Origin of the sequence: Pseudomonas sp. HMSC063H08, assembly GCF_001813645.1 — a bacterium.
GTDB lineage: Bacteria > Pseudomonadota > Gammaproteobacteria > Pseudomonadales > Pseudomonadaceae > Pseudomonas > Pseudomonas aeruginosa.
The window spans coordinates 202949-212689 of the sequence record NZ_KV813469.1 but is presented as its reverse complement, the minus strand read 5'-3'; the positions used below and the strand labels follow the sequence as shown (position 1 = coordinate 212689).

At 63.8% G+C, this 9741-nt stretch carries 7 protein-coding genes and 1 pseudogene; all 8 read left to right on the top strand.

The window, feature by feature from the left end; translation table 11 throughout:
- Positions 1–723: 723 nt before the first annotated feature.
- Positions 724–2280 carry a type VI secretion system protein TssA gene (gene tssA / locus HMPREF2924_RS18975; protein ID WP_003097814.1) on the top strand — a complete coding sequence of 519 codons (1557 nt, stop codon included), beginning with the start codon at positions 724–726 and terminating at the stop codon, positions 2278–2280.
- Between the two features lie 35 nt (positions 2281–2315).
- Positions 2316–2822 carry a type VI secretion system contractile sheath small subunit gene (tssB, locus tag HMPREF2924_RS18970; RefSeq protein ID WP_003114607.1) on the top strand — a complete coding sequence of 169 codons (507 nt, stop codon included), beginning with the start codon at positions 2316–2318 and terminating at the stop codon, positions 2820–2822.
- A 27-nt stretch (positions 2823–2849) separates the two neighbouring features.
- Positions 2850–4325 carry a type VI secretion system contractile sheath large subunit gene (gene tssC, locus HMPREF2924_RS18965; RefSeq protein ID WP_003087596.1) on the top strand — a complete coding sequence of 492 codons (1476 nt, stop codon included), beginning with the start codon at positions 2850–2852 and terminating at the stop codon, positions 4323–4325.
- Positions 4326–4337: 12 nt separating this feature from the next.
- Complete coding sequence (gene tssE / locus HMPREF2924_RS18960) at positions 4338–4745, top strand: type VI secretion system baseplate subunit TssE (RefSeq protein ID WP_003132899.1); 408 nt, start codon at positions 4338–4340, stop codon at positions 4743–4745.
- A gap of 10 nt (positions 4746–4755) precedes the next feature.
- Positions 4756–4923, top strand: a pseudogene (locus tag HMPREF2924_RS35545) (PAAR domain-containing protein); the annotation flags it as partial.
- A 159-nt stretch (positions 4924–5082) separates the two neighbouring features.
- Positions 5083–6870: a type VI secretion system baseplate subunit TssF gene (gene tssF / locus HMPREF2924_RS18950; protein ID WP_023094778.1), complete on the top strand. Its 1788-nt coding sequence runs from the start codon at positions 5083–5085 to the stop codon at positions 6868–6870.
- Entirely contained in the window at positions 6834–7841 is a 1008-nt protein-coding gene (gene tssG, locus HMPREF2924_RS18945; protein WP_003110442.1) for a type VI secretion system baseplate subunit TssG, read from the top strand. The genes tssF and tssG overlap by 37 nt, the downstream gene beginning before the upstream one ends.
- Before the next feature lie 6 nt (positions 7842–7847).
- On the top strand, positions 7848–9741 hold a 1894-nt coding region (locus tag HMPREF2924_RS18940; RefSeq protein WP_083316505.1), incomplete at its 3' end, for an AAA family ATPase.

The following is a 9741-nucleotide window of genomic DNA, read 5'->3' as shown; positions in this document are numbered from 1 at the left end:
ATGGACATATAGGCGGGGGTTGCCATGGATGCTCTCCTTGCGTGAGTAGGAAATCCCGCGGGTTGGACCACCCCTCGGGCAACTTCACCTAACAATTCTCATGCCAGTGTTTTAACTATCCTTATAAATCAAACGCATCCGACGGATAATTGTTATCCATGTCTCGTTTTGAATGAAAAATAACAAGTGAATTGAGCAAGAAGTTGCGCAGTGCTGTGCAACTTTTTGCGCAGTAGTGTCCAGGCCAGTATTTTCAAGGGCTGTGGGCTGTTATTGGGGATGTTTCTTGGTTTTCATTGTGCAACTTCTTGCACAATCGCTATTACGCTCTAAATCAGCTGTTGGTCCGCTTGGAAGGCCTATGTTTCGAGGCTCTCCAGAGGAATCCACTGTTGTCTGCCTTATTTTTTATAAATTGTTAACTACCTGTTTTGGTAGGGTTTTCCAAATGGCCATCAATGTCGTTATGATGGCTATAGCCAAGCCGTAAAGGGCATGGACGCAGACGCCTGACGTTTGGCTGAAAATCTTTCATTGATTCGTATCAATGAATAGGAAAATTCCCAAAGAGGGAATGTCCTGTTGCTTGCCAGTTTTTATGTTGTTTTCATGGAAAAGGCAAAGAGCTTTTCAGGCTATTGGGATTTTCGTTCGGTTTTTATGCCAACTAGTTGAATTGTTAAGATATTCATTGGCGCACATGGTGTGCATTGAAGGGTTAGGATGACCTATTCGAGCAAGCTCTCCTCGCATTATCTGGAACTCGCGGAACAGCCGATTTCAAAGGATGTCTTTGCGGGTGAGGATGTGCGCTTTTCCAGCGAATACGAGGCGCTGGAAAATGAGCTGGGCAAGGCGCTCTCGCTCCATGAGAACGGCCAGACCGACTGGTTGAAAATCCTGGAAAACAGCGAAGCGCTGCTTCGTGCCCAATCCAAGGACCTGCGTGTTGCAGCCTGGTTGACCTGGGCCCTCTACCAACGGGAATCCTTTCCCGGTTTGCTGGCCGGACTGGGATTGCTGGAACGTCTGTGCAGCCGGCATTGGGTCGAGATCCATCCGCTCAAGGCGCGCACTCGCGCCGCGGCCATTGCCTGGCTGGTGCCCCGGCTGGAGCAGGCGCTGAACGAGAACGTACCGATCAAGGAGCAACTCCCCCTGTTCCGGCGTCTCGCCGAGCACCTGGAAAAACTCGATACCGCGCTGACCGCGCAACTGGGCGACGACGCGCCCTTGTTGCTGCCGATCAGCCGACGCCTTTCGGGCATGCTCCAGCGCGCCGCCGACAACCAGCCCGAACCTGGCGTGGTCGGCGCCGTGGTGGCCCAGGTCAAGCAGGCGGCCAGCCAGTTGCTGGCGCCGGGTGCGCCCATCGACAACGAGCGCGACGCCCACAAGGCCATGCGCGCCCAGCAGGAGGCCGCACGCCCCCTGTGCGCCTGGTGGCTGAAGCAGAAAGCCACCGATCTGCGCGCGCTGCGCCTCAACCGGACGATGCTCTGGCTGCCCATCGAGTCCATGCCCGAGCGCAATGCCGAACAGGTCACTGCGCTAAGGGGAGTGCCGGCGGACAAGCTGAAAAGCTACCAGGAGCGTTTCGCCCAGGGCCTGTACGCCGATCTCCTGGTGGAGCTGGAGGCGAGCCTGGCACGGGCGCCGTTCTGGTTCGACGGCCAGCGCCTGGTCTGGGAGTGCCTGCAAGGGCTCAACGCCGAGCAGGCGATGCGGGAAGTCGAAATGCATTTCGCCTTGCTCCTGCAGCGTCTGCCGGGGCTGGTGGAGCTGCGTTTCCACGACGGCAGCGCATTCGCCGATGCGGCCACCCGTGGCTGGATCAGCGCCCATGTCATGCCCCATCTCCAGAACGACAGTGCGCCGCGCAAGGTCGAGACCGTGGCCCTGCAGGCCGAATGGGACGTCGCCCTGGACGAGGTCCAGCCGGTGTTGCGCAAGGACGGCTTGAAGGCGGCGGTACAGGTGTTGAAGCAGGGCATGAAGCGCGCCCACGGCGGGCGCGCCCGGTTCTTCTGGCAACTGAGCCTCGCGCGACTGTGCTTCCTGGCGAAGAAGTACGAGCTGGCCAAGACCCAGCTGGAGAGCCTCGACCATCAGTTGCACGAATCGGGATTGCACGCCTGGGAGCCCGATCTGGCGCTGGATGTACTGCACCTGCTGCATAGCTGCTGCGAGCTGTTGCCGCAGAACCACGCCGTGCGAGAACGCAAGGAAGACATTTATCGCAGGCTGTGCCACCTCGATCTCGAGGTGGTGCTCGAATAGGGCTTCGCGCCCTCAATTCTCAAGGAGAAAAAGCCATGGCCAAAGAAGGCTCGGTAGCCCCAAAGGAACGCATCAACGTCACCTTCAAGCCCGCCACTGGCGGTGCCCAGGAAGAAATCGAACTGCCGTTGAAGCTACTGGCGATCGGCGATTACACCCAGCGCGCGGATGAGCGCAAGGTGGAGGACCGCAAGCCGATCGGCATCGACAAGATGACCTTCGACGAGGTCCTGGCCAAGCAGGAGCTGGGGCTGACGCTGAGCGTACCCAATCGTCTCCAGGAGGAGGGCGGCAGCGACGAGCTGGCGGTGGGGCTGCAGATCAACTCGATGAAGGACTTCAACCCGGCCAGCATCGTCGAGCAGGTGCCCGAGCTGAAGAAGCTGATGGAGTTGCGCGATGCGCTGGTGGCCCTCAAGGGCCCGCTGGGCAACGCCCCGGCGTTCCGCAAGGCCATCGAAAGCGTACTCGCCGACGACGAGTCCCGTAGCCGTGTGCTGGGCGAGCTGGGGCTGAGCGCCGCCCCCTCCCAGGACGCCTGAGCCACCCCTAGCCAAGGAAGCAGATACATGAGCACCAGTGCCGCACAGCAAGGCCGGAACCAGAACGGCGAATACAACATTCTCGACAGCATCATCGCCGAGACCCGCCTGAGCCCGGACGACGAGGCCTACGACATCGCCAAGCGCGGCGTCTCCGCCTTCATCGAGGAATTGCTCAAGCCGCAGAACGACGGCGAGCCGGTGAAGAAGGCGATGGTCGACCGGATGATCGCCGAGATCGATGCCAAGCTCAGCACGCAGATGGACGAGATCCTCCATCATCCCGATTTCCAGGCGCTGGAGTCGGCCTGGCGCGGCCTGCAACTGCTGGTCGACCGCACCAACTTCCGCGAGAACATCAAGATCGAGATTCTCAGCGTTTCCAAGCAGGACCTGCTGGACGATTTCGAGGACTCGCCCGAGGTGATGCAGTCCGGCCTGTACAAGCACATCTACACCGCCGAATACGGCCAGTTCGGTGGCCAGCCGGTCGGCGCCATCATCGCCAACTACTACATGTCGCCCAGTTCGCCCGACGTCAAGCTGATGCAATACGTCTCCAGCGTGGCCTGCATGGCCCATGCGCCGTTCGTGGCGGCCGCCGGTCCGAAGTTCTTCGGCCTGGAAAGCTTCACCGGCCTGCCGGACCTGAAGGACCTGAAGGATCATTTCGAAGGCCCGCAGTTCGCCAAGTGGCAGAGCTTCCGCCAGTCCGAGGATTCCCGCTACGTGGCGCTGACCGTACCGCGCTTCCTGCTGCGCACGCCCTACGATCCGGAAGAGAATCCGGTCAAGTCGTTCGCCTACAAGGAGACCGTGGCCAACAGCCACGAGCATTACCTGTGGGGCAACACCGCCTATGCCTTCGGCACCAAGCTGACCGATAGCTTCGCCAAGTATCGCTGGTGCCCGAACATCATCGGGCCGCAGAGCGGCGGTGCGGTGGAGGACCTGCCGTTGCACCACTTCGAGAGCATGGGCGAGATCGAGACCAAGATCCCCACCGAGGTGCTGGTGTCCGATCGCCGCGAGTACGAACTGGCCGAGGAAGGCTTCATTTCCCTGACCATGCGCAAGGGCAGCGACAACGCCGCGTTCTTCTCCGCCAGCTCGGTACAGAAGCCGAAGTTCTTCGGCATCAGCGCCGAAGGCAAGGCCGCGGAGCTGAACTACAAGCTCGGCACCCAGCTGCCGTACATGATGATCGTCAACCGCCTGGCCCATTACCTGAAGGTCCTGCAACGCGAACAGCTTGGATCGTGGAAGGAGCGTACCGACCTCGAACTGGAGCTGAACAAGTGGATCCGCCAGTACGTCGCCGACCAGGAAAACCCCAGCGCCGAAGTACGCGGCCGTCGCCCGCTGCGCGCTGCGCAGATCATCGTCAGCGACGTCGAGGGCGAGCCGGGCTGGTACCGCGTCAGCCTGAACGTGCGCCCGCACTTCAAGTACATGGGGGCGGACTTCACCCTGTCGCTGGTCGGCAAGCTGGACAAAGAGTAAGCGGAGCTTTCCATGACCGGATACGGCAGCCTGTTCGAGCGCCTGAACGGCGACGCGGATAAGCGCGTCGGCTGGAGCCGCGAGGTTTCCGCCATGGCGTCGGTGGCTGCCCATCTGGGCAAGATGCTCAGCACCCGGGCGGGCAGCGTGCAGACGCTGTCCGACTACGGGTTGCCCGATCTCAACGACATGCGCCTGAGCCTGCACGACTCCCTGAGCCAGGCCCGCTCGGCCATCGAAGGTTTCATCGAGGCTTACGAACCGCGCTTGAGCAACGTGCGTGTCGTTTCCCTGCCACGCGACAACGACCAGCTCCGCCTGGCCTTCAGCATCGAAGGGTTGCTGGAGGTGGAAGGTTTCAAGTGCCAGGTGAGTTTTTCCGCATGCCTGGATGGCAGCGGCCAGGTGAAGGTCAGCTAAGGAGGTTTCGATGTCCGGCAAACCCGCAGCCCGCGTTTCCGATCCCACCGCTTGTCCGCTCCCCGGGCATGGCAGCAATCCCATCGTCGTCGGTTCCGCCGACGTGTTCTTCGACGGCTTCGCGGCGGCCCGCCAGGGTGACGCCTCGGCCTGGCGCTGTACCGCTTCGATGCCTGGTTCGTCCATGAGGTCTTCTGAGATGGGCGCGAATCGGGTCGATTACGGAAAGACAACGGACACCGTGGGTTTCCGATCTTCAGGCCAGAAGTGTCATTGCGGTTTTGGCGGCAGCGGTCAGACGACTGCCATCAGTGAAACGATATCCAGCAGGTAAGCCGTGTCCTTCAATCATTACTACCAGAGCGAACTCACCGCACTGCGCCAGCTGGGGCGCCGTTTCGCCGAGCGTAGCCCGGCCCTGGCCCCGTTTCTCGGGCAGGTCGGACGCGATCCGGATGTCGAGCGCCTGCTCGAGGGCTTTGCCTTCCTGACCGGGCGGTTGCGGCAGAAGCTGGACGACGAGTTGCCGGAACTCAGCCACTCGATGATGCACCTGCTGTGGCCGAACTATATGCGCCCGCTGCCGGCTTTCAGCATTCTCCAGTTCGACCCCCTGACCCGCCCGGGCGGGGCGCTGCGCGTGGAGCGCGATACGCCGGTCGAGAGCCGGCCGGTGGGCGAGGTCGCCTGTCGCTTCCGTACCTGCTACGCCACCGAGGTCCTGCCGCTGGTGCTGGAGGCGCTCAACTATTCGGTGACCGGCGAAGGCGTGCTGCTCGGCCTGCGCCTGGCGATGAACTGCGACGGGCATCTCGGCGAGCTGGGCCTGAGTCGGCTGCGCCTGCACCTGGCCGGCGAGCGCTACATCAGCCAGATGCTCTACCTGTGCCTGCTGCGCAACCTGGAGAGCATCCAGCTGATTCCGCTGGACGCCCATGGGCGGCCGCTGGATGGCGTGGCCGGCAAGCCGATGTCGTTCCGCCTGACGGGCGAGCGGGTGCAGCCGGTGGGTTTCGCCGAAGACGAGGCGTTGATTCCCTATCCGCTGAATACCTTCCGTGGCTATCGCTACCTGCAGGAGTACTTCGCGTTCCAGGACAAGTTCCTGTTCGTCGACGTGGATGGCCTTGACCTGCTCGGCGCGCTGCCCGAGGAAACCCTCAAGCAGGTCCGCGGCCTCGAGTTGCGCTTCGATATCCGCAAGAGCGGCATCCAGCGCCTGCACCCGACGCTGGAGAACGTCAAGCTGTACTGTACGCCGGTGGCCAACCTGTTCCGCCACGATGCGCTGCCGATCCGCCTCGACGGCAAGCAGGACGAGTACCTGCTGATGCCGGCCGAATACAGCCTGGAGGACTGCGGGGTGTTCTCGGTAGAAGGCGTCACTGGCTGGCGGCCGGGCGGGCTCGGCTACCAGGCCTATGTGCCGTTCGAGTCCTTCGAGCACGATCCCAGCTTCGACGTTCCCGAAGCACGGCCCCACTACAGCGTCCGGCAACGGACCTCGTTGCTGCACGATGGCCTGGACACCTACCTGAGCTTCGGCATCCGCCATCCCGAGCAGATCGAGACGCTGTCGGTGGAACTGACCTGCACCAACCAGAACCTGCCCCAACGGCTGCGCCTGGGCGATATCTGCGTCGCCTGCGAAGGCACGCCGGAGTTCCTCGGTTTCCGCAATATCACCCCGGCGACGCCGAGCTACGCGCCGCCGCTGAACCGCGATTTCCTCTGGAAACTGATCAGCAACATGTCGCTCAACTACCTGTCGCTGGCCAACGTCGACGCGCTCAAGGTGATCCTCGAAACCTACGACCTGCCGCGCTACTACGACCAGCATGCGGCGAAGGTCAGCAAGCGCCTGCTGGGCGGGCTCAAGGCGGTCCGCCACGAGCATGTCGACCGCCTGCATCGGGGCCTGCCGCTGCGCGGCTTGCGTACCGAGCTGACGATCGATCCGGAAGGCTACATCGGCGAGGGCGACCTGTTCGTGTTCGCTTCGGTTCTGAACGAATTTTTCGCGCTTTACGCCAGCATCAACTCCTACCACGAGTTGCGGGTGAGGAGCACACAGGGAGACGTGTACCAATGGAAACCGCGCATGGGTTTGCAGCCCCTGCTGTAAGCGCGCTGGCCCGGGGCATTCGCGAGTACTCGCTGTTCCAGGCGGTCCTGCTGGTCATGGATCGCCTGCGCGAGGAACATCCCGGCCTGGGAGACGAGGCGCTCTACGATCAGTTGGAATTCCAGGCCAATCCTAGCCTCGGCTTCCCGGGCAGCGATGTCGATCGGGTGGAGTTCTTCGAAGAGCGCGGCATGCTGCGGGCGCGGCTGCGTTTCAACCTGATCGGCTTGTTCGGTGCCAGTTCGCCGTTGCCGGCGTTCTACAGCGAGCAGGCCCTGGGCGACAGCGAGGAGGGCAATCCTACGCGGAACTTCCTCGATCTCTTCCATCACCGCCTGCATCGGCTGCTGTTGCCGATCTGGCGCAAGTACCGCTACCGGGTGAGCTTCCAGAGCGGCGCGAGCGATGCGTTCTCCGCTCAGTTGTTCGCCCTTGTCGGATTGGGCGGGGAAGAGATCCGCAAGGCCAGGGAACTGAACTGGAAACGCCTGCTGCCCTACCTAGGCCTGCTCAGCCTGCGGGCGCACTCGGCGGCCTTGATCGAGTCTGTGCTGCGCTACTACTTCAAGCATGCCGAACTGGTCGCCGAGCAGTGTATCGAACGGCGCGTCGCGATCCTCGAAGAGCAGCGCAACCGACTCGGCCTGTTCAACAGCCAGCTTGGCGAAGACGCGGTGCTGGGCGAACGGGTCCGCGACCGCAGCGGCAAGTTCCGCATTCATATCCGCCAGCTCGACTGGCAGCGCTTCCACGAGTTCCTGCCGATCGGTCCCGGCTACCAGCCGCTTTGCGCGCTGGTCCGCTTCACCCTGCGCGACCCGCTCGACTACGACATCCGGCTGGTCTTGCGCCACGAGGAAATCCGCGAGTTCCGCATCGGCGCGCAGAACGCCTGCCGCCTTGGCTGGACCAGCTGGCTGGGCCGGGAGCGCGCCGATGGCGTGGTGACGCTGGGCAGCAAGATTCATTAAGGATGGATGAGCATGATCAACGTAGACCTGCAACAACTGATTCAGGCGCTGGATGCCGACACCCGGCGCGACCTCGAGGGCTCGGCCGAGCGCTGCGTAGCCCGCGGCGGCAGCAAGGTACTGGTGGAGGACCTGTTGCTGGGCCTGCTGGAGCGTCCCCAGGGACTGCTGGCGCGCGCCCTGCAGGATGCCGCGGTGGACGCTGGCGAACTCAACGCCGCGTTGCAAGCGCGGGGCGAGCACAGCGCCTCGCGCAATCCGGTGTTCGCGCCCGAGCTGGTGCAGTGGCTGCAGGATGCGCTGTTGCTGGCCAACCTCGAACTGGGCCGTAGCCAGATCGACCAGGCGGCATTGATCCTGGCCCTGCTACGCAACCCGTTGCGCTATGCCGGCAGCCGCTACCAGCCGCTGCTGGCGCGGCTCGACATCGAGCGGTTGAAGGATTTCGCGCTCTCGCAGCCGCTGGAGGGCGCGCCCAGCGGCAAGCCGGGCGGCGGCGAGTCCCTGTTGCAGCGTTTCACCCACAACCTTACCCAGCAGGCGCGCGACGGCAAGCTCGATCCGGTGCTCTGTCGCGACGGGGCTATTCGCCAGATGGTCGACATCCTGGCCCGTCGGCGGAAAAACAACCCCATCGTGGTCGGCGAGGCCGGCGTCGGCAAGACCGCCATCGTCGAAGGCCTGGCCTCGCGGATCGCCGCAGGGGAAGTGCCGCCGGCGCTGAGGGACGTCGAGCTGTTGTCCCTCGACATGGGCCTGTTGCAGGCCGGTGCCAGCGTGAAGGGCGAGTTCGAGCGGCGCCTGAAAGGCGTCATCGACGAAGTGAAGGCAGCGCCCAGGCCGACCATCCTGTTCATCGACGAGGCCCATACGCTGATCGGCGCGGGCGGTCAGGCCGGCGGCTCGGATGCCGCCAACCTGCTCAAGCCGGCCCTGGCCCGTGGCGAGTTGCGCACCATCGCGGCGACGACCTGGGCCGAATACAAGAAGTATTTCGAGAAGGACCCGGCGCTGGCCCGGCGCTTCCAGCCCGTGCAGTTGCATGAGCCGAGCGTTGCCGAGGCGGTGACGATTCTGCGTGGCCTGGCCCGGGTTTACGAGGAAAGCCACGGTATCTACCTGCGCGACGACGCGGTGGTGGCCGCCGCCGAACTGTCCGCCCGCTACCTGGCGGGTCGCCAGTTGCCGGACAAGGCCGTCGACGTCCTCGACACCGCCTGTGCGCGGGTGCGCATCAGCCTGGCGGCGGCGCCGGAGAGTCTCGAGCGCCTGCGCGGCGAGCTGGCCGAAGGTGAGCGCCAGCGCCAGGCCCTGCGCCGCGATGCCGAGGCAGGCCTGCCGATCGACCACGATGCCCTGCAGGCGCTGGAGGAGCGTCTGGCCCAGGCGGAAAGCGAGCGGCACGTACAGGAGGACCAGTGGAGCCGCCAGCGCGAACTCGCCGAGCGCCTGCTCGCCCTGCGCCAGCAATTGGCCAGGGCCCGCGAGGCGAACCGGGAAGAGCAGGGCAGCGAGGCGGATGCGGAGGCTTTCCCGGCCGACGAGCATGGCGGTGTCGAAGCCCTGGAAAAGGCCCTTCACGAAACCCGCCAGGCGCTCGCCGATGCCCAGGCCCAGGGGCGGCTGGTCAGCTTCGAGGTCTGCCCGCGCCTGGTTGCCGAGGTGATCGGCGCCTGGACCGGCGTACCGGTGGAACAACTGGCGCGGGAACACAACGCCAAGGTGATGGGGTTCGCTGACGACCTGCGGGCGCGGATCCGTGGCCAGGAACAGGCGGTCAGCGCCCTGGACCGCGCGATGCGCGCCACCGCGGCCGGGCTGAACAAGCCCGATGCGCCGGTCGGCGTGTTCCTGCTGGTGGGCCCGAGCGGGGTGGGCAAGACCGAGACCGCGCTGGCGC

Bases quoted from the DNA above. Each gene is read 5' to 3' on its own strand.
- tssC (WP_003087596.1), top strand. From the start codon at position 2,850: ATGAGCACCAGTGCCGCACAGCAAGGCCGGAACCAGAACGGCGAATAC.
- tssB (WP_003114607.1), top strand. From the start codon at position 2,316: ATGGCCAAAGAAGGCTCGGTAGCCCCAAAGGAACGCATCAACGTCACC.
- tssG (WP_003110442.1), top strand. From the start codon at position 6,834: ATGGAAACCGCGCATGGGTTTGCAGCCCCTGCTGTAAGCGCGCTGGCC.
- tssA (WP_003097814.1), top strand. From the start codon at position 724: ATGACCTATTCGAGCAAGCTCTCCTCGCATTATCTGGAACTCGCGGAA.
- tssE (WP_003132899.1), top strand. From the start codon at position 4,338: ATGACCGGATACGGCAGCCTGTTCGAGCGCCTGAACGGCGACGCGGAT.